Here is a 17,865-nt window from a genome sequence, read left to right as displayed (position 1 = left end):
ATGCAGATCACACGCAGAACATTCGTCGGCGGCGTCGCCGGCATGGCGGGCCTCGGCCTGCTTCCCGCCCGCAGCTTCGCGGCCCTCACGGCGCCCGCCAGTCCGGTCACGATCACCATCGTCGACGTTGCGGGCAACCTCGCGCTGACGCAGGGCATGTTCGAGAACTATGCGGCGGCCAAGCCCGAATGGGTTTCGAGCTTCGCCTTCACCAAGGCGCCGGCTCCCGAGCTTCCCGCCAAGATCCAGGCGCAGCAGGCCGCCGGCCATGTCGATATCGACCTCGTGCTGACCGGCACCGACGCGCTCTCCGCCGGTCTCGACCAGGACCTGTGGATCGACCTTTCCGCCCACAAGGGCGAGCTTCCCGATCTTGCCTCGATCTACATCCCGCAGGCCTCCAAGATGCAGGCGCTCGCCAAGGACCGCGGCGTCGTCGTGACCTACTATCCTTCCGGCCCGCTGATCGAATACATGCCCGACCGCGTCGCCACGCCGCCGAAGTCGGCCGAAGAGCTGCTGGAATGGGCGAAGGCCAATCCGAACAAGTTCATCTATGCGCGCCCGGCCAATTCCGGCCCCGGCCGCACCTTCCTGATGGGCCTTCCCTACCTCCTCGGCGACAGCGATCCGCTCGACCCGGTCAAAGGCTGGAGCAAGACCTGGGAATACCTGAAGGAACTCGGCAAGCATGTCGAATATTACGGCACGGGCACCGGCCAGACCATGAAGGAACTCGGCGAAGGCACGCGCGACATCATCGTCTCGACGACCGGCTGGGACATCAACCCGCGCGCGCTCGGCATCGTTCCGGCGGAGGCGAAGGTCGGCACGCTCGCCGGCTTCCACTGGGTCACCGATGCGCATTATGCCGTCATTCCGAAGGGCGTTTCCGACGAGAAGGTGAATGTCCTCCTCGACGTCATCAACTTCATCCTGCAGCCCAAGCAGCAGGCCATCGCCTATGACGAGGGCTATTTCTATCCGGGCCCCGCCGTCAAGGACGTGACGCTCGACATGGCGCCGCAGGCAAGCCAGGACGTGATCGCCGAATTCGGCCGCCCGGAATACGAGGACTGGATCGCCAACAATCCGCTGGAGATCCCGCTGGAACCTGCCCGGATGGTCGATGCCTTCCGCATCTGGGACGAGCAGGTCGGTTCGGCCAAGGGCTGAACGCCAACATGTGCTCTTGCGGCGCCCCGGTCACGGGCGCCGCAATGTCGACAGTGCCGTACAAACAGGAGGCGCTCTTGAGCCAGCAGGCCCAGACCGCAACGACAGTCCCTTCGTCCCGGCAGCGCGCCCGGCTCGAGCTGAATGGCCTGCGCCGTTCGTTCGGCTCCTACAATGCGCTCGACGGGATCGATCTTTCCATCGAGCCCGGGGAGTTCATCGCCCTTCTCGGCCCGTCCGGCTGCGGCAAGTCGACCGCGCTCAACTGCCTTGCGGGCCTTCTGGCGCTCACCGGCGGGGAAATCCGCCTCGGCGACCAGCGCATCGATACGCTGGAGCCGGAAAAGCGCGGCTTCGGCATGGTGTTCCAGAGCTACGCGCTCTTCCCGCATATGACGGTGCGCAAGAATGTCGGCTTCGGCCTTGCCATGCGCGGCATCAAGGGCGCGGAGGCGGACCGCCGCATCGACGAGGCGCTGGCGCTCGTGCGCCTCGGCTCGCAGGCCGAGAAGCTGCCCGGCCAGCTTTCCGGCGGCCAGCAGCAGCGCGTGGCCATCGCCCGCGCCGTCGTCATCCGCCCGCCGGTCGTGCTGATGGACGAACCCCTTTCCAACCTCGACGCCAAGCTGCGTCTGGAGATGCGCGCCGAAATCCGCGGCATCCACGACCAGATCGGCTCGACGACCATCTATGTCACCCACGACCAGGACGAGGCCCTGTCGCTCGCCGACCGCATCGTCGTGATGAGCCAGGGCCGCATCATGCAGATCGGCACGCCGGAAGACCTCTACCAGCGGCCGGCCCACGCCGAGGTCGCCGATTTCATGGGCTTCCGCACGCGCCTTGCCGGCCGCGTCGTCTCGGTATCGGGCGAGGAAGTCCTCATCGAGACCGCCGGCGCGCGCCTTGCCGGGATTGCCCGCGACGCGCTGAAGCCGGGCGATGCCGCCGTTCTCTCCGTGCGGCCGGAGGACCTCGTCGCCGTCGACGAAGGGGAGGGCATTCCCGCCGTCGTGTCGAACATGGAATATCGCGGCCGCGCCTTCTTCGGCCTCGCCCATGCGGGCGACGGGTCGGAGCTGTTCTTCCGCGCCGACAGCCACCTGCCCCGCGGGGCGGCGGCAAAGCTGCAGCCGACCGCCGGCCGGGCGCTCGTTTTCCGGGGTGAGGCGCAATGAGCGGGCCGTCGCTCGGCACGCGCCTTGCCGCGCGCGGCATCGACGGCACGACGCTGCTCGTGCTGCCGGGCATCGCCGTCATGGTGGCACTGTTCGTCTATCCCTTCCTCTACGGCATCGTCGATTCGCTGACCCCGAAGGACGGTGTCTGGTATTCGAACTATATGCGCTTCTTCAGCGATCGCTTCCAGTACGGCACCATTGCCGCCACGCTCTGGCTGGCCTTGCCCGTCACCATCCTCAACCTCGCGCTTGCCCTGCCGATCGCCTTCCGCGTGCGGCTGATGAGCCGGCAGCGCCTCCTGACGACGATCCTCGTCCTGCCGGTGACGCTCGGCACGGTCTTCGTCGCGGACGGCCTTTTGACCTTCCTCGGCCCGCAGGGCTGGTTCAACCGGACGCTGATCCTCGTCGGCATCCTCGATGCACCGGTGAAGCTCACCAACAATTACTGGGGCGTCTTCGCCTCGCTGCTGATCACGGGCTTTCCCTTCGCCTTCCTGCTGACGCTCTCCTACGTGACCGGCATCGACCCGGCCATCGAGCAGGCCGCCGCCACGCTCGGCGCGAAGCCGCGCCAGCGCTTTATGCGCGTCTTCCTGCCGCTTCTCGTGCCGGGGCTTGCGGTCACCTTCTGCCTTTCCTTCGTGCAGGCTTTCGCGGTCTTCCCCTCCGCCGTCCTGCTCGGCGCGCCGGCAGGGGCGACGCGGGTGATCTCGATTGCCGCCTACCAGGCCGCCTTCGAGCAATACGACCACTCGATGGGCACGGCCATCGCCATCATCATGGGCGTCGTCGAGCTGGTCATCGTCGTGGCCGTCCTGGGCCTGCGCTCCTTCTTCTACCGCGGCCCTGCCGGCGGCACGAAGGGATAAGGCCATGCACGCTATGATCCTTCGGACACCATTCATCGGAAAGGGCACGCCATGATCCGTGACCAGGGCATAGGCTCGAAGCTGTGGCGCTTTGCCGTATGGGCGCTCGCCGGCCTCTTCGTTCTCAACCTCCTTGCCGTCATCGCGGCGGTGCTGGTCAATTCCTTCGCGACCCGCTGGCTCGGCACATGGCTGCCCGCCGGCTGGACGACCCGCTGGTATTTCGATGCCTGGCGCGAGTTCCAGCTTTCCAACGTGGTGCTCGTCACCTTCCAGATCGTCTTCACGGTGGTGCTGATCTCCGGCATCGTCGGCGTCGTCACCGCCTATGCGCTGGCGCGCCGGGATTTTCCGGGCAAGCGGGCGGTCATCCTGCTCTTCCTGCTGCCGCTCCTCATCCCCCCGCTCACCTACGGCATCCCGCTTGCGACCGTGCTCTACCAGGTCGGCCTCGGCGGCTCGTTCTGGGGCGTGGTCTTCATCAACGTCGTGCCGTCGCTGCCCTTCGTCATCCTCGTGATGATCCCTTTCATCGAGCAGATCGACCCGCGCATCGAGGCGGCGGCCCGCGTCTTCGGCGCCGGCACCGGAAGCCTCTTCCTGCGCATCCTCCTGCCGCTGCTCCTGCCCGGCATGCTGGCCGCGCTGCTCCTCGTGCTGGTGCGCACCATCGCCATGTTCGAGCTGACCTTCCTCGTCGCCGGGCCGACGACCCAGACGCTGGTGGTCTCGCTCTACTATGCCGTCTTCGCCTCCGGCGTGCGCGCCGGCCAGTCGATCGACGCCATGGCGGTGATCTACATGGTCACGACGCTCTTCTGGCTGGTGCTCGCCCTGCAATTCGTCAGCCCGACGCAGATCGTCGCAAGGGCCAAGCAGCAGCAGGCGGCGTGACGCGAAGCGGGCGATCAGGCCTCCGACAGCAGCGTCCGCGTCAGCGGGTGGTTCGCATCCGTCAGGCCGTCGAGGATGTCGAAGTGGTGCCTGTTCGGCTCGACGATGGCGGCGGTGGTTGCGCCAAGGCCGGTCCAGATATTGGCGAGCAGGGCGTTCTGGCGCAGGAATTCCGCGCGCTCCGTCGCACCGGCCCAGCAGGTGATGCGGGCATTCGCCATCGGGCGGAGGAGGGCGGGGCTTTCCGCAAGCGCTTCCGCCTCGTCGAGGCGAAGCCTCTCGTTCATCGCGGTGAGAAGCAGCGGGCGCAGGTCGTGCAGCCCTGAAATGGAAACGACGTTGCGGATGCGCCGTTGGACCTCGGGCGCCAGCGGCGCCGTCGCCGTGACCATGCGGCTGACGAGATGGCCGCCGGCGGAATGGCCGGTCAGCATCAGCGGGCCGTCGACCAGGCCTGCGGCTTCCGTGACGGCCGCCGCGACCTCCTTGCCGATATCGGCGATGCGCACCTCCGGGCAGAGCGTATAGGACGGCATGGCAACGGCATAGCCGCGCGCCACGCTGCCCGCCGCAAGATGCGACCAGACGCTCTTGTCGAGCTGCAGCCAGAAGCCGCCATGCACGAAGACGACGAGGCCCTTGGGCGCGCCTTCCGGAAGGAAAAGGTCGAGGCGGTTGCGCGGGCGTCCGCCATAGGCAAGGTCCAGCCTTGCGCGCCCCGCCGCGGAAAGCGCGTTGCGGAAGGTCTCGGCAGGTCCCACCCAGGCCGCCGGCCAGCGGTCGCCGCGCGCGATGTTCACGCCGTTGGCATAGGCGTCGTCCCAATCCGAAACGCGGTGTTCCAGCATCGCTGCAATCCTCCCTTTGATGCGGCCAGCGCCATAGCAATCGCCCGGACGGCGGCCAAAGGCAATGGCGTCGCGGAAGAAACTTTAGGCTTGAAATGATTTTTGACAGGTGCCATGCTGCCCCATGTTCAGCGCGGAAGTGGAGGTCTTCGCTGTGCCCATCACCATCGACGACGTTTCCCGCGCGACGACACGGTCCGGCCATGCCCGGCCGGCCGTCCTCGCGCGATCACCCGAAAAACAGCCGGCTTTGAACAGGCCTTTCCGGAAGGCAGGATACGAACAGGGGAATAGCCGCCACATGCTTGGACCGACCGCACATGTCGACACGTTCACCCGCGACAACCTGCCCCCGCCCGAGGAATGGCCGGATTTCCTGCTCGAAGGGTTCGACTATCCCGACCACCTCAACGCGGCCGTCGAACTGACGGATGCGATGGTCGCCCGCGGTTTCGGCGACCGCACCGCGCTGATCGGCAACGGGCGCCGGCGGACCTACAAGGAGCTCTCGGACTGGACGAACCGGCTGGCGCACGCGCTCGTCGAGAATTACGGCGTCAGGCCCGGCAACCGCATCCTCATCCGCTCGGCGAACAACCCGGCCATGGTGGCCTGCTGGCTTGCCGCCACCAAGGCGGGCGCGGTCGTCGTCAACACAATGCCGATGCTGCGGGCCGGGGAACTCGCCAAGATCGTCGACAAGGCGGAGATCGGCCTTGCGCTCTGCGATACGCGCCTGATGGATGAGATGATCGCCTGCGCCAAGGACAGCCGCCATCTCCGGCAGGTCGTCGGCTTCGACGGCACGGCCAACCACGACGCCGAACTCGACCGGGTCGCGCTCGACAAGTCCGTCACCTTCGAGGCCGTGCGGACGGGGCGGGACGACGTGGCGCTCCTCGGCTTCACCTCGGGCACGACCGGCGTGCCGAAGGCGACCATGCATTTCCACCGCGACCTCATGGCGATTGCCGACGGCTATGCGAAGGAGGTTCTCGGCGTGACGCCGGAGGACATCTTCGTCGGCTCTCCGCCGCTCGCCTTCACCTTCGGCCTCGGCGGCCTTGCCATCTTCCCCCTGCGCTTCGGCGCGGCCGCGACGCTCCTCGAACAGGCGACGCCGGCGCTGATGGTGGAGATCATCGAGACCTACAAGGCGACGATCTCGTTCACCGCGCCGACCGCCTATCGCGCCATGCTGAAGGCGATGGATGCGGGCGCCGACCTTTCCTCGCTGCGCGTTGCGATCTCCGCAGGCGAGACGCTGCCCGGCCCCGTCTTCGAGGAATGGAGCGAGAAGACCGGCAAGCCGATCCTCGACGGCATCGGCGCGACCGAGATGCTGCACATCTTCATTTCCAACCGCTTCGCGGACCGCAAGGCCGCCTCGACAGGAAAGCCGGTCGGCGGCTACGAGGCGCGCATCGTCGACGAGGACATGCGCGAGGTGCCGCGCGGCACGATCGGCAAGCTCGCCGTGCGCGGGCCGACCGGCTGCCGCTACATGGCCGACGACCGCCAGAAGGCCTATGTCCGCGACGGCTGGAACCTGACGGGCGACGCCTTCTACGAGGACGAGGACGGCTTCTTCCATTTCGCCGCCCGCTCGGACGACATGATCATCAGCTCCGGCTACAACATCGCCGGCCCGGAGGTGGAAGCGGCCCTGATCGCCCATCCGGATGTGCTGGAATGCGCCGTTATCGGCGCGCCGGACAACGAGCGCGGCCAGGTCGTCGAGGCCCATGTCGTGCTCGTCGCCGGCATCGCGGCGGACGAGCTGACGGTCAAGCGCCTGCAGGACCATGTGAAGGCGATGATCGCCCCCTACAAATATCCGCGCTCGGTGAAATTCCTGGAGGCCCTGCCGAAGACGGCGACGGGCAAGATCCAGCGGTTCCGCCTGCGGGGGAACTGAGATGGGCAAGCCCTACGATCCTTCCGGCGAAGGCGCGCAGATGTCGTTCGAAGGGCGCATGTCCTATAGCGACTATCTCATGCTGGAAAAGGTGCTGACCGCGCAGGAGCCGCTTTCGTCCGCGCATGACGAGATGCTCTTCATCATCCAGCACCAGACCTCCGAGCTCTGGATGAAGCTCGCCCTGCACGAGATCGGCTCGGCGGTGCGCTCGATCCGCGAGGACAGGCTGGAGCCCGCCTTCAAGATGCTGACGCGCGTCGCCCGCATCTTCGAGCAGCTCAACAACGCCTGGGACGTGCTGCGCACGATGACGCCGAGCGAATATACCGAATTCCGCCAGTCGCTCGGCCAGTCCTCCGGATTCCAGTCCTGGCAATACCGGGCGATCGAGTTCCTGGCCGGCAATCGCAACCTCGCCATGCTGCGCCCGCACGCCCATCGGCCGGACATCCTTGAGAAGCTGGAGGCGATCCTTGCCGCGCCCTCGCTCTACGACGAGGCGATCCGGCTCCTCGCGCGCAACGGCTTCGACGTCGGCGGGGAGGAGGAGCGGAGCGACTGGCGCGAGACGCGCGCGGAGAACGAGAAGGTCCTTGCGGCCTGGCAGGCCGTCTACCGCGATCCGAGGCGCTACTGGATGCTCTACGAGCTTGCCGAGAAGCTGGTCGATTTCGAGGATTATTTCCGCCGCTGGCGCTTCAACCACGTCACGACCGTCGAGCGCATCATCGGCTTCAAGCGGGGCACGGGCGGAACCTCCGGCGCATCCTACCTGAAGAAGATGCTCGAAGTAGAACTCTTCCCCGAGTTATGGCATGTACGTACAGACCTTTGATAGAACACAATAATAATCGAACCATAATGAGGAGAACAGCATGAAGCGCATTCTGACGGCAAGCCTCTTCGGCCTTTCGCTGGCAACGTCCGGCCTTGCCCATGCCGAGCCGGTGAAGATCGGCGTCATCACCACGCTTTCGGGCGGCGGCGCGGGCCTCGGCATCGACATGCGCGATGCCTTCCAGCTCGCCATCAAGCAGTCGGGCAACAAGGATATCGAGCTCGTCGTGGAGGACGACGCCCAGAAGCCGGAACTGGCGGTGCAGATCGCCGAGAAGATGATCCAGGGCGACAAGGTCGACCTCATGACGGGCATCATCTGGTCGAACCTCGCCATGGCCGTCGTGCCGAATGCGGTGGCGCAGGACATCATCTACCTGTCGCCGAATGCCGGCCCGTCGGCGCTTGCCGGCGCGAACTGCAACGCCAACTATTTCAACGTCGCCTACCAGAACGACAACTTCCACGAGGCGATGGGCGAATACGCCAACAAGGACTACAAGAACACCTTCATCCTGGCGCCCAACTATCCGGCCGGCAAGGACGCGCTGACCGGCTTCAAGCGCTACTACAAGGGCACGCTTTCCGGCGAGGTCTATACCCAGGTCGGCCAGACGGACTATGCGGCCGAGATCGCGCAGATTCGCGCCTCGGGCGCCGATTCCGTCTACTTCTTCCTGCCCGGCGGCATGGGCATCGCCTTCATGAAGCAGTATGCACAGTCCGGCGTCGGCATTCCGGTCATGGGGCCGAGCTTCTCCTTCGACCAGGACGTGCTGCCGGCCGTGGGCGATGCGGCGCTCGGCGTGAAGAACTCCGCGAGCTGGTCGCCCGACCTCGACAACGAGGCGAGCAAGGCCTTCGTCGAAAGCTTCAAGGCCGAATATGACCGCCTGCCGTCGATCTATGCGGCGCAGAGCTGGGATACGGCGAACCTCATCCTCTCGGCGCTGTCGAAAGCCAGCGTCAAGGACAAGGACGCCTTCCGCGCGGCGCTGAAGGCCGCGGACTTCAAGTCCGTGCGCGGCGACTTCGCCTTCAACAACAACCAGCATCCGATCCAGAACATCTACGTGCGCGAGGTGGTGAAGGACGGCGACGTGCTGACCAACAAGATCATCGCGACCGCCTTCGAAAAGCATAAGGACGCCTATGCCGAACAGTGCGGCCTCTAGGAACCGCTGACGTCCGACCGCCCGGGCATCCGGCCTTCCGCCGGTGCCCGGGCGCTCCCGACCCGAAGTTTGGATCGACGCCGTGTTCACCGCACTCCTGATCGAACAATTGCTCAACGGGCTGCAGCTCGGCGTGATGCTGTTTCTGATGGCCGCCGGCCTGACGCTGATCTTCGGCGTCATGGGCCTCATCAATCTCGCCCACGGCTCACTCTACATGGTCGGCGCCTTCGCCTGCGCGACGATTGCGGCGGCGACCGGCTCCTTCTGGCTCGGCCTTGTCGCCAGCCTTGCGGCGGCCGCCGGCGTCGGCGCGCTCATCGAGGTCGCCGTCATCCGCCGGCTCTACGACCGCGACCATCTCGACCAGGTTCTCGCCACCTTCGCCCTCATCCTGATCCTGTCGGAGGGCGCGCGTTGGCTCTTCGGCTCGTTCCCGCTCTATCTCGACATCCCCAGGCAATTGCAGGGCGCGGTGCCGCTGCCGGGCGGCGGGCAGTACCAGCTCTATCGCCTCGCGATCATCGCCGTCGGCTTCCTCGTCGCCATCGGCCTCTATCTCCTCATCTCGAAGACGCGCCTCGGCATGCGCATCCGCGCCGGCGAGTCCGACCGCGAGATGATCGCTGCCCTCGGCGTCGATATCAGCACGCTCTATACGGTCGTCTTCGCGCTCGGCGCGGCGCTTGCCGGCCTTGCCGGCGCGCTCGTCGGCGCGCTCCAGTCCGTGCAGGTCGGCATGGGCGAGCCCGTGCTCATCCTCGCCTTCGTCGTCATCGTCATCGGCGGCATCGGCTCCATCAAGGGCGCGCTCGTCGGTGCCGTCATCGTCGGGGTCGTCGATACGATGGGCCGCTTCCTGCTGCCCTCGCTTCTGGCGCTCACCATGCCCGCCGCGCAGGCCACCACCATCGGCGCGGCGCTCGCCTCCATGCTGATCTACGTCGTCATGGCCCTCATCCTCGCCTTCCGGCCGAGCGGCCTGTTCGCGGCCGAGACGTGAGGGGCCGATGAACCGTGAATCCGCCGTCAACCTTCTGCTCGCTCTCCTGCTCATCGGCGTGCCGCTGATCGCGTCCGGCATGGGCGAGCCCTTCTACGTGACGCTCGCCACCCGGGTCGTCGTGCTGGCACTCGCCGCTGCCGGCCTCAACCTGGCGCTCGGTCTCGGCGGGCTGCTCTCCTTCGGCCATGCCGCCTTCTTCGGTCTCGGCGGCTATGTCGCGGGCATCCTGGCGACCCATGCGTTTAACGCCGAGCCGCTCTTCGCCGGCATTCCGGGCACGACCTTCATGCCGCTGATCTGGCTCGTGGCCGTCGCGGTTGCCGGCCTCGTCGCCCTGCCGATCGGCGCGATCAGCCTGCGAACCACCGGCGTCTACTTCATCATGATCACGCTCGCCTTCGCGCAGATGATCTACTATTTCGCGATCTCCTGGCCGGCCTACGGCGGCGAGGACGGCCTGTCGATCTACGTGCGCAACACCTTTCCCGGCGTCAACACGGCGAAGCCGCTGCCCTATTTCCTCGTCTGCCTTGCCGTGCTGATGGCGACGCTCCTCCTCTTCCGCCTCGTCGAGGGCTCGCGCTTCGGCAGCGCGCTGCAGGCGGCGCGGCAGAACGGCACGCGCCTTGCCGCCGTCGGCATCCCGCCCTTCAAAATCCGGCTTGCCGCCTTCACGCTGTCGGCGATGATCACCGGGCTTGCCGGCGCGCTCTATGCCGATCTCAACCGCTTCGTCGGCCCGTCCATGCTCTCCTGGCACATGTCGGGCGAACTCATCGTCCTCATCATCCTCGGCGGCAAGGGGCGGCTCTTCGGGCCGGTCGCCGGCGCGATGATCTTCGTCTGCCTCGAATACGTGCTCGGCGGCATCACCGAGCGCTGGCAGTTCTTCCTCGGCCTCATCCTGCTCGCCATCGTGCTCTTCGCGCGCGGCGGCCTGCTGGGGCTTCTTTCGGGAAAGGCGCGCCATGTCTGAGCCCGTTCTCGAAATCCGGGACCTGCGCAAGTCCTTCAATGCGCTGAAGGCGACGGACGGGGTCAGCCTCGACCTCAAGCCCGGCCAGATCCACGCGCTGATCGGCCCGAACGGCGCCGGCAAGAGCACGCTCATCCACCAGATCGCCGGCACGCTCCGTGCCGACAGCGGCACGATCCGCTTCCTCGGCCGGGATATCGGCGGGCTCGACATGGCGGCGCGCGCGCAGCTCGGCCTTGCCCGCAGCTTCCAGATCTCATCGCTCGCCCAGGAATTCTCGGCGCTGCGCAACGTCATGCTGGCCGTGCAGGCGAAGGGGGGCAGCAGCTTCCGCTTCTTTCGGCAGGTGGCGGGCGACAAAAGCCTCATCGAGCCGGCAATGGCCATGCTGGAGCGCGTCGGCCTTGCCGCCCGCGCCCATGTGCCGGCGGCCGAGCTCTCCCACGGCGAGCGCCGGCAGCTCGAAATCGCCATCGCGCTTGCCCTTTCGCCGAAGGCCTTCCTCTTCGACGAGCCGATGGCGGGCATGGGGCCGGAAGGCTCCAAGCAGCTGACCCGGTTCCTCGACGGGCTTCGCCACGAAGCGCCGATGCTTCTGGTGGAGCACGACATGGACGCGGTCTTCGCGCTGGCGGACCGGGTCTCGGTGCTCGTCTACGGCCGCATCGTCGCGACGGGGACGGTCGATGAAATCCGCAGCGACCCGGAGGTCCGCCGCGCCTATCTCGGAGAAGCCGCGTGACCCTTCTCGAAGTCAGGGGCCTTGAAACCTTCTACGGCGCCTCGCAGGCGCTCTTCGGCGTCGATCTCGATATCGGGGAAGGAGAGGTCGTCGCGCTGATGGGGCGCAACGGCATGGGCAAGACGACGACGATCAGCTCGATCATCGGCCTCGTGCGCCCGCGCGCCGGTGCGATCAATTTCTGCGGCACGGCGATCTTCGGCATGCGGCCGCACCGGATCGCGCGGCTCGGCCTCGGCCTCGTGCCGGAGGGAAGGCGCTGCTTTCCCAACTTGACGGTGATGGAGAACCTCCTTGCCACCGCACGCGGCAGCGCGTGGACCTTCGAGAAGGTCGTGGACCTCTTTCCCCGTCTCGGCGAGCGGCGCGATCAATATGCAAGGACGCTCTCGGGCGGCGAGCAGCAGATGCTCGCCATCGGCCGGGCGCTGATGACCAATCCGCGCCTCGTCGTCCTCGACGAGGCGACGGAGGGGCTTGCCCCGGTCATCCGGCAGGATATCTGGTCGGCGATCCGCAAGCTGAAGGCGGCGGGACAGTCGATCCTCGTCGTCGACAAGACGCTCGCCGAACTCCTGCCGGTGGCAGATCGCTGCTTCGTGCTGGAAAAGGGCAGGACGGTCTTCGAGGGCGCGCCGGCGGCGCTGACGCCGGAGCTCCAGGACCGTTATCTCGGCGTCTGACTGCCGCTCAGGTCACGGCGGACCGGACGGCGAAGCGCGCATCCTGCCACGCGCCGGTGCGCAGGATCTCCTCCAGGATTTCGACCGCCCGCCACACATCGGCATAGCGCAGGTAGAGCGGCGTGAAGCCGAAGCGCATGGTCGAGGGGGCGCGGAAGTCGCCGATGACGCCGCGGGCGATCAGCGCCTGCATGATCTCGTAGGCGTGCGGATGGCGGAACGAGACCTGGCTGCCGCGCTTTTCCCGCTCGCGCGGGCTTTCGAGTTCGAGACCGTAGGCGGCGCATTTTTCCTCGACGAGCGCGATGAAGAGGTCGGTGAGGCCGAGACTCTTTTCCCGCAGCGCCGCCATGTCGACCTCGTCCCAGATGTCGAGCGCGCCCTTGAGCGCGCGAAGCGAGAGGATCGGCTGCGTGCCGCAGAGGAAGCGGCGGATGCCTTCCCCGGCCGCATAGTGCTTTTCGAAGGCGAAGGGCCGGGCGTGGCCCCACCAGCCGCTGAGCGGCTGGCTGATGGCCCCATGGTGGCGGGCCGCGGCATAGACGAAAGCGGGCGCGCCGGGGCCGCCGTTGAGATACTTGTAGGTGCAGCCGACGGCGAAGTCGGCCTTCGCCTCGTCGAGATCGACCGGCAGGGCGCCGGCCGTGTGGCAGAGGTCCCAGATGACGAGCGCGCCGTGTTCGTGGGCCTTCTGCGTCAGCGCCGCCATGTCGCGCAGCTCGCCGGACTTGTAGTTGACGTGGTTGACGAGGACCACGGCGACATCGCCGTCGATCAGGTCCTCGATCTCCGGAGCGTCGACGCCTTCGAGGCGGAGCGATGCGCCCGGACGCGTCGAGACGACGCCCTCGGCCATGTAGATGTCCGTCGGGAAGCTGCCGGCCTCGGCGACGATGATCGTGCGGTCCGGCAGCAGCGCCATTGCCGCGTGCAGGGCCTTGTAGATGTTGATCGACGTCGTGTCGCAGACAACCGTCTGGCCGGCGGCCGCCCCGACGAGGCGCCCGACCCGGTCGCCGAGCGTGAGCGGCATGTCGAACCAGCCGGCCGTGTTCCAGCTTCGGATGAGGTCCTGCCCCCATTCCTCGGCGGCGGCCGCCTGCAATTCCGTGAAGGCGGCTTTCGATGCGACGCCGAGGGAATTGCCGTCGAGATAGACGAGCCCTTCCGGCAGGATGAAGCGCTTGCGCATGGCGCGCAGGCCGTCGGCGGCGTCCATGGCCTCGATTGCGGCAAGATCGGGAAGTGCGGTCATGAGGGCAGTCCTTGGCTATTCACGGAAGGTCTCGCGGGCGGGCGCCGGCCCGCGGCTGCGCTTGAGGCTCGGCAGGGCCAGCATGGCGAGCACGAAGAGGCCCGTCGCCAGCTTGAGGTCCGGCGGCGGCATGCCGGCGGCAAGGCAGAAGGAGACGAGCTGGTAATAGACGACCGCGCCGACGAAGGGGGCGGCGAGCTGGCGCAGCACGCTCTGCTTGCCGACGATCGCCTCGCCGATCATCAGCGCCGCAAGCCCGTTGATCAGGATGCCGAGGCCCATATTGACGTCGGCGAAGCCCTGCGACTGCACCATCAGCGCGCCGCTCACCGCCGAGAACGCGCCAGCAAGCCCGACCCCGCCGATGGTGGCGAGCCAGACATTGATGCCCTGCGCCTCGGCCATTTCGGGGTTGGCGCCGACGGCGCGCACGGCCGTGCCCTTCTCCGTGCGGAAGAAATGCAGGAGCAGGAGGAAGGCGAGGAGGCCGATGGCGCCCGCCATCACGATCTTGCTCGCCGGGAAGCCTGGCTGCAGGAACGGCACCCGGTCGAAGACGGTCGGCGAACCGAACACCGAGAGGTTCGAGCGGCCCATGATGCGCAGGTTGACCGAATAGAGCATCGTCATCATCAGGATGCCGGCGAGCAGCGTATGGATGCGGAAACGCAGGTGGATGAAGGCGGTGCAGCAGCCGGCGAGGAAACCGGCGAGGAGCGCGGCGAGGATCGCCGGAACCGGCGGCATTCCGGCCGCCATCAGCACGCCGCAGACGCAGCCGCCGAGCGGGAAGGCGCCCTCGCTGGTCAGGTCCGGAAAGCTCAGCATGCGGAAGGGGATCATGATGCCGAGCACGACGAAGGCGAGGATGAGGCTCTGCGCCAGCGTGACGGGAACGAGCGAGACGAAACTCGCGAGGGTGTCTTGCAGGAAATCCATGATCTCAGCTCGCCAGGAACATGCGGTCGGTCTTGACGGAGAAATGGCCGATCAGGTCGGGGACCGTGACCGCCTTCTTCTCATCGCCGGCGATTTGAAGGCGCACGCGGCCGGCATCGAGCATGACGACCCGGTGGCCGAAGTCCACGGCGTGCTGCATGTTGTGCGTCACCATCAGCGTCGTCAGCTTCAGGGCCTCGACGGCGCGGACCGTCGCCTGCATGACGATGTCGGCGGTGCGCGGATCGAGCGCGGCCGTGTGCTCGTCGAGCAGCAGCAGGTCCGGCGAACCGCCGACCGCCATGATCAGCGAGAGCGATTGCCGCTGGCCGCCGGAAAGCAGCTCCACGCGCGTGTCGAGGCGGTTTTCGAGGCCGAGGCCGAGCAGCGAAAGGCGCTCCCGGTAGGCGGCGAGCCGCGCCGGGTTCAGGCCGCGGCGAAGCGTCCGCCGGCTCGCCCGGAGCTCGGCGAGCAGCATGTTCTCCGCGACCGTCATCGAGGCGGCCGTGCCCTTCATCGGGTCCTGGAACACGCGGGCCAGCCGCATGGCGCGCTTGTGGACGGGCATCGCCGTCACGTCGTCGCCGTTGATGACGATCCGGCCGGCATCGAGGACGAGCGCCCCGGAAATGGCGTTGAGCATGCTGCTCTTGCCCGCGCCGTTCGAGCCGATGACGACGCCGAACTCGCCTGTTTCGAGCCGCAGGTCGAGATCGTCGAGGGCGATCTTCTCGTCCGCCTGCCCCTTGTAGAACACCTTGCGGGCCGACCGGATTTCCAGCATTGGCTCCCCCTGTTTTCTTGAGGAACGGCGCGGCAAGCGCCGTTCCCGTCATGGCCGAAGGTCCGTCAGTCGATCTGGCAGCCGCAATCGGCAAGCGAGGCCGGTACTTCGGCGCCGAAGGCGGCGAGCGTCTTCCTGGAGATCAGCGCGCGGTGGTCCTCGTAGGCCGGACGCCAGGGGGCGATGGTCTTGGGATCCTTGCCCTTGAGGATTTCCGCGGCGATCCTGCCGGCGGCAAGGCCGACCTGCTCATAGTTCACGGCGAAGCTTGCCGGAACGACGCCGTCGCGCACGGCCCCGTCGTCGGAGTTGACGATCGGGATCTGCGCCTGGCGCGCGGCGGCGGAAACGGCGGCGATCGCCGGCTGCAGCAGGTTGGAGGCCGGCGTATAGATCACGTCGGCCTTGCCGGCGAAGGAGGCGATGCGCTGCTGGATGTCGTTGACGTTGTCGACGCCGACGGCCACGACCTCGAAGCCGGCCGCGGGGGCTGCTTCCTTGATCTTGTCGAGCAGCGCCGTGTCGTTCGCCTCGCCCGGATTGTAGGGCACGCCGAAGCGCTTGGCATTCGGCAGCAGCTTGTGGGTGAATTCCATCACGGCGGCGACGTCCTGAAGGTCGGTCGCGCCGGTCATGCCCTCGTCGCCGGCCTCCCAGGACGGCACCAGCTTGGCGGCGACCGGATCGGTGACGGCCGAGAAGACGACCGGGATGCCGGAGCCGGCAAGCGCCTTCTTGGCGATCTGCGAGACGGGCGTGGTGATCGTGTAGATCAGCTTCGGCTGTTCGGCCTGCAGTTTGGCGATCATCTGCGGCACCAGCGACGCGTCGAAATTGGTGTGGCTCTCCGAATAGACGACGTCGGTTCCCTCGACGAAGCCGTTCTCCGCCATCGCCTTCTTGAAGCCGGCGATGGATGCGGCGAGCTGCGGATGCTCGCCGAAATTGGCGATGCCGATGCGGATCGGCTCGGCCGCCGCCGTGCCCGCGCCCAAGGCGAGCGCCCCGGCGACGAACAATCCCGAAAGCCATGTCTTTGCAAGCCTGCTCATGTAACCCTCCCAGATATGACAAGCGGCCGCCGTTCCCTCAGCGGCTTGCGGGGAATGATGGCGGGGGCGGGGTGGCTTGTCAAATAATATATATATTTTGATCGAGAGGCCGGAACTATATATATTTGCGCCAGCCGGAATCAGGCGCTAAGGGAGCCCGATGCAGGATCAGGTGCAATCGACCAAGACGGAATCGGCCTATCGGCTCTTGCGGCGGGATATCCTCGCAACGCGCCTGAGGCCCGGTGCGCCGATGAAGCTCGGCGCGCTGCGCGACCGTTACGAGATCGGCTGGACGCCGCTGCGGGAGGCGCTGTCGCGGCTGGAGGCCGAGGGGCTCGTCACCGCCGTCAGCAATCGCGGCTTCGCCGTCGCGCCCGTCTCCCGCGCCGAACTGGAAGACCTCACCCGCACGCGCATGGTCGTCGAGCTTCCCCTTCTTCTCGAATCCATCGGGAACGGCGGCAGCGAATGGGAATCCGCCGTCGTCACCGCGCATTACCGGCTTTCGCGCTGCAGGCTTTCCATCGACAACGTCTCGGAAAGCGAGATCGACGAATGGGACGAGCGGCACGCGGCCTTCCATGCGGCGCTGATCGGCGCGGCGCGGTCGAACTGGCTCTCGCGCTTCCAGTCGACGATTTCCGACCAGTTGCGCCGCCACCACCGCTTCCTCAGCCTTGCCCCGACGCTGCGGGCTGCGGAAGGCATGAGCGAGGGATACCGGGAGGCCGTCGCCGCGCTCGAGGACGCCATGGCGATCGAGCATCACACGGCGCTGATGGAAGCGGCGCTCGACCGCGACATCGACCGGGCAAGGGCGCTGATGACCGACCATATCGGCTTTACGATCCACGTCTTTTCGCAGTCCGAGGACGGCGGCCGCGCCCTTGCATGACGTCCGCCCTGTCCAAGAGCGGGAAACATCTCTAAAAGGCAAGGCGACGGGATAGAAAGCGGGCGTTTGCAATGACGGGTGACGACACGTTCGACATCGCGCCGGACTGGGTGGATGGCGAAACCAAGGCTCTCGAGGCGCCGCACGACCATCGCGCCGAGCTTCGGCTGTGGCTGCGCCTGCTGACCTGCTCGACGCTGGTCGAAAGCGAGGTGCGCCGCCGGCTGCGCGAGGAGTTCGATTCCACCCTGCCGCGCTTCGACCTGATGGCGCAGCTCGAACGCGCGCCCGACGGCATGGTGCTCGGCGAAGTCTCCAAGCGCATGATGGTCTCGCCCGGCAATATCACGGTCCTGGTGGAACGGCTGACCGAGAGCGGGCATCTGAGCCGCTCGACCCTGCCGACGGACCGGCGCGTGCAGATCATCGCGCTCACGCCCTTCGGCCGCGCCGAATTCGAGAAGATGGCGGCACGCCACGCGGACTGGATCTCCGACCTCTTCGCCGGCCTCGCGCCGGACGACGGCAGCGTGCTGATGGACGAGCTCGCCAGGCTCAAGCGCTCCATCATCGCGTCGCTTGCGCGCGGTGCCTGACCGGCCTTTTCTCCGCGGCGTTCCGCCAAA

Annotated in this window: 18 protein-coding genes; 13 read left to right on the top strand and 5 right to left on the bottom strand. The window is 66.9% G+C overall.

Features of this window, described 5'->3' with window-relative positions:
• From ACZ5TO_RS23725 to ACZ5TO_RS23710, 4 genes are all read left to right on the top strand, one after another.
• Positions 1–1,176 (top strand): extracellular solute-binding protein, encoded by a 1,176-nt coding sequence (locus tag ACZ5TO_RS23725; RefSeq protein WP_184142737.1) that lies wholly within the window; start codon positions 1–3, stop codon positions 1,174–1,176.
• A gap of 77 nt (positions 1,177–1,253) precedes the next feature.
• The gene (locus tag ACZ5TO_RS23720) at positions 1,254–2,354 is read left to right on the top strand and encodes an ABC transporter ATP-binding protein (RefSeq protein WP_464801103.1); all 1,101 of its coding nucleotides are present in this window, start codon (positions 1,254–1,256) and stop codon (positions 2,352–2,354) included.
• Complete coding sequence (locus ACZ5TO_RS23715) at positions 2,351–3,229, top strand: ABC transporter permease (protein WP_464801102.1); 879 nt, start codon at positions 2,351–2,353, stop codon at positions 3,227–3,229. The genes ACZ5TO_RS23720 and ACZ5TO_RS23715 overlap by 4 nt, the downstream gene beginning before the upstream one ends.
• 51 nt (positions 3,230–3,280) lie before the next feature.
• Positions 3,281–4,123, top strand: coding sequence for an ABC transporter permease (locus tag ACZ5TO_RS23710; protein WP_184142730.1), 843 nt, complete (start codon positions 3,281–3,283; stop codon positions 4,121–4,123).
• A 14-nt stretch (positions 4,124–4,137) separates the two neighbouring features.
• Here ACZ5TO_RS23710 and ACZ5TO_RS23705 read toward each other — a convergent pair whose 3' ends face one another.
• Complete coding sequence (locus ACZ5TO_RS23705; RefSeq protein WP_464801101.1) at positions 4,138–4,971, bottom strand: alpha/beta hydrolase; 834 nt, start codon at positions 4,969–4,971, stop codon at positions 4,138–4,140.
• Between the two features lie 301 nt (positions 4,972–5,272).
• On the opposite strand from ACZ5TO_RS23705, the gene ACZ5TO_RS23700 reads away from it, so the two are divergent.
• The 7 genes from ACZ5TO_RS23700 (at position 5,273) to ACZ5TO_RS23670 (ending at position 12,311) form a co-directional block, all read left to right on the top strand.
• Entirely contained in the window at positions 5,273–6,889 is a 1,617-nt protein-coding gene (locus ACZ5TO_RS23700) for a benzoate-CoA ligase family protein (RefSeq protein WP_184142726.1), read from the top strand.
• A 1-nt stretch (position 6,890) separates the two neighbouring features.
• Positions 6,891–7,727, top strand: a complete 837-nt coding sequence (kynA, locus tag ACZ5TO_RS23695) for a tryptophan 2,3-dioxygenase (RefSeq protein WP_464801100.1) — start codon at positions 6,891–6,893, stop codon at positions 7,725–7,727.
• 40 nt (positions 7,728–7,767) lie between these two features.
• Complete coding sequence (locus ACZ5TO_RS23690; protein ID WP_184142723.1) at positions 7,768–8,904, top strand: ABC transporter substrate-binding protein; 1,137 nt, start codon at positions 7,768–7,770, stop codon at positions 8,902–8,904.
• 82 nt (positions 8,905–8,986) lie between these two features.
• A complete protein-coding gene (locus tag ACZ5TO_RS23685) occupies positions 8,987–9,907 on the top strand; it encodes an ABC transporter permease subunit (protein ID WP_184142721.1) in 921 nt (306 codons plus the stop codon).
• A 7-nt stretch (positions 9,908–9,914) separates the two neighbouring features.
• Positions 9,915–10,886, top strand: a complete 972-nt coding sequence (locus ACZ5TO_RS23680) for a branched-chain amino acid ABC transporter permease (protein WP_464801099.1) — start codon at positions 9,915–9,917, stop codon at positions 10,884–10,886.
• On the top strand, positions 10,879–11,628 hold the full coding sequence (locus ACZ5TO_RS23675; RefSeq protein WP_464801098.1) for an ABC transporter ATP-binding protein: 750 nt from the start codon (positions 10,879–10,881) through the stop codon (positions 11,626–11,628). The genes ACZ5TO_RS23680 and ACZ5TO_RS23675 overlap by 8 nt, the downstream gene beginning before the upstream one ends.
• Positions 11,625–12,311: an ABC transporter ATP-binding protein gene (locus ACZ5TO_RS23670; RefSeq protein ID WP_464801097.1), complete on the top strand. Its 687-nt coding sequence runs from the start codon at positions 11,625–11,627 to the stop codon at positions 12,309–12,311. Before ACZ5TO_RS23675 ends, ACZ5TO_RS23670 begins: the two co-directional genes overlap by 4 nt.
• Before the next feature lie 7 nt (positions 12,312–12,318).
• On the opposite strand, the gene kynU is transcribed toward ACZ5TO_RS23670, so the two are convergent.
• The 4 genes from kynU to ACZ5TO_RS23650 form a co-directional block, all read right to left on the bottom strand.
• Entirely contained in the window at positions 12,319–13,566 is a 1,248-nt protein-coding gene (gene kynU / locus ACZ5TO_RS23665; RefSeq protein ID WP_464801096.1) for a kynureninase, read from the bottom strand.
• 15 nt (positions 13,567–13,581) lie between these two features.
• Positions 13,582–14,505, bottom strand: a complete 924-nt coding sequence (locus tag ACZ5TO_RS23660; RefSeq protein ID WP_464801095.1) for an ABC transporter permease — start codon at positions 14,503–14,505, stop codon at positions 13,582–13,584.
• A 4-nt stretch (positions 14,506–14,509) separates the two neighbouring features.
• The gene (locus ACZ5TO_RS23655) at positions 14,510–15,289 is read right to left on the bottom strand and encodes an ABC transporter ATP-binding protein (protein WP_184142702.1); all 780 of its coding nucleotides are present in this window, start codon (positions 15,287–15,289) and stop codon (positions 14,510–14,512) included.
• Positions 15,290–15,354: 65 nt separating this feature from the next.
• Positions 15,355–16,341, bottom strand: coding sequence for an ABC transporter substrate-binding protein (locus ACZ5TO_RS23650; protein WP_184142699.1), 987 nt, complete (start codon positions 16,339–16,341; stop codon positions 15,355–15,357).
• Between the two features lie 160 nt (positions 16,342–16,501).
• Here ACZ5TO_RS23650 and ACZ5TO_RS23645 point away from each other — a divergent pair, with 160 nt between their 5' ends.
• Together ACZ5TO_RS23645 and ACZ5TO_RS23640 are read left to right on the top strand one after the other, a co-directional pair.
• On the top strand, positions 16,502–17,239 hold the full coding sequence (locus ACZ5TO_RS23645; protein ID WP_184142696.1) for a GntR family transcriptional regulator: 738 nt from the start codon (positions 16,502–16,504) through the stop codon (positions 17,237–17,239).
• 71 nt (positions 17,240–17,310) lie between these two features.
• On the top strand, positions 17,311–17,835 hold the full coding sequence (locus ACZ5TO_RS23640) for a MarR family winged helix-turn-helix transcriptional regulator (RefSeq protein ID WP_184142693.1): 525 nt from the start codon (positions 17,311–17,313) through the stop codon (positions 17,833–17,835).
• Positions 17,836–17,865: the final 30 nt, after the last annotated feature.

The organism is Shinella sp. Sh6, from assembly GCF_055392685.1.
This window is presented reverse-complemented; position numbering and strand designations above follow the sequence as displayed.

Bases quoted from the DNA above. Each gene is read 5' to 3' on its own strand.
- ACZ5TO_RS23725 (WP_184142737.1), top strand. From the start codon at position 1: ATGCAGATCACACGCAGAACATTCGTCGGCGGCGTCGCCGGCATGGCG.
- ACZ5TO_RS23645 (WP_184142696.1), top strand. From the start codon at position 16,502: ATGCAGGATCAGGTGCAATCGACCAAGACGGAATCGGCCTATCGGCTC.
- ACZ5TO_RS23650 (WP_184142699.1), bottom strand. From the start codon at position 16,341: ATGAGCAGGCTTGCAAAGACATGGCTTTCGGGATTGTTCGTCGCCGGG.
- ACZ5TO_RS23700 (WP_184142726.1), top strand. From the start codon at position 5,273: ATGCTTGGACCGACCGCACATGTCGACACGTTCACCCGCGACAACCTG.
- ACZ5TO_RS23710 (WP_184142730.1), top strand. From the start codon at position 3,281: ATGATCCGTGACCAGGGCATAGGCTCGAAGCTGTGGCGCTTTGCCGTA.
- kynA (WP_464801100.1), top strand. From the start codon at position 6,891: ATGGGCAAGCCCTACGATCCTTCCGGCGAAGGCGCGCAGATGTCGTTC.
- ACZ5TO_RS23655 (WP_184142702.1), bottom strand. From the start codon at position 15,289: ATGCTGGAAATCCGGTCGGCCCGCAAGGTGTTCTACAAGGGGCAGGCG.
- ACZ5TO_RS23705 (WP_464801101.1), bottom strand. From the start codon at position 4,971: ATGCTGGAACACCGCGTTTCGGATTGGGACGACGCCTATGCCAACGGC.
- ACZ5TO_RS23660 (WP_464801095.1), bottom strand. From the start codon at position 14,505: ATGGATTTCCTGCAAGACACCCTCGCGAGTTTCGTCTCGCTCGTTCCC.
- kynU (WP_464801096.1), bottom strand. From the start codon at position 13,566: ATGACCGCACTTCCCGATCTTGCCGCAATCGAGGCCATGGACGCCGCC.
- ACZ5TO_RS23690 (WP_184142723.1), top strand. From the start codon at position 7,768: ATGAAGCGCATTCTGACGGCAAGCCTCTTCGGCCTTTCGCTGGCAACG.
- ACZ5TO_RS23715 (WP_464801102.1), top strand. From the start codon at position 2,351: ATGAGCGGGCCGTCGCTCGGCACGCGCCTTGCCGCGCGCGGCATCGAC.
- ACZ5TO_RS23640 (WP_184142693.1), top strand. From the start codon at position 17,311: ATGACGGGTGACGACACGTTCGACATCGCGCCGGACTGGGTGGATGGC.
- ACZ5TO_RS23680 (WP_464801099.1), top strand. From the start codon at position 9,915: ATGAACCGTGAATCCGCCGTCAACCTTCTGCTCGCTCTCCTGCTCATC.
- ACZ5TO_RS23675 (WP_464801098.1), top strand. From the start codon at position 10,879: ATGTCTGAGCCCGTTCTCGAAATCCGGGACCTGCGCAAGTCCTTCAAT.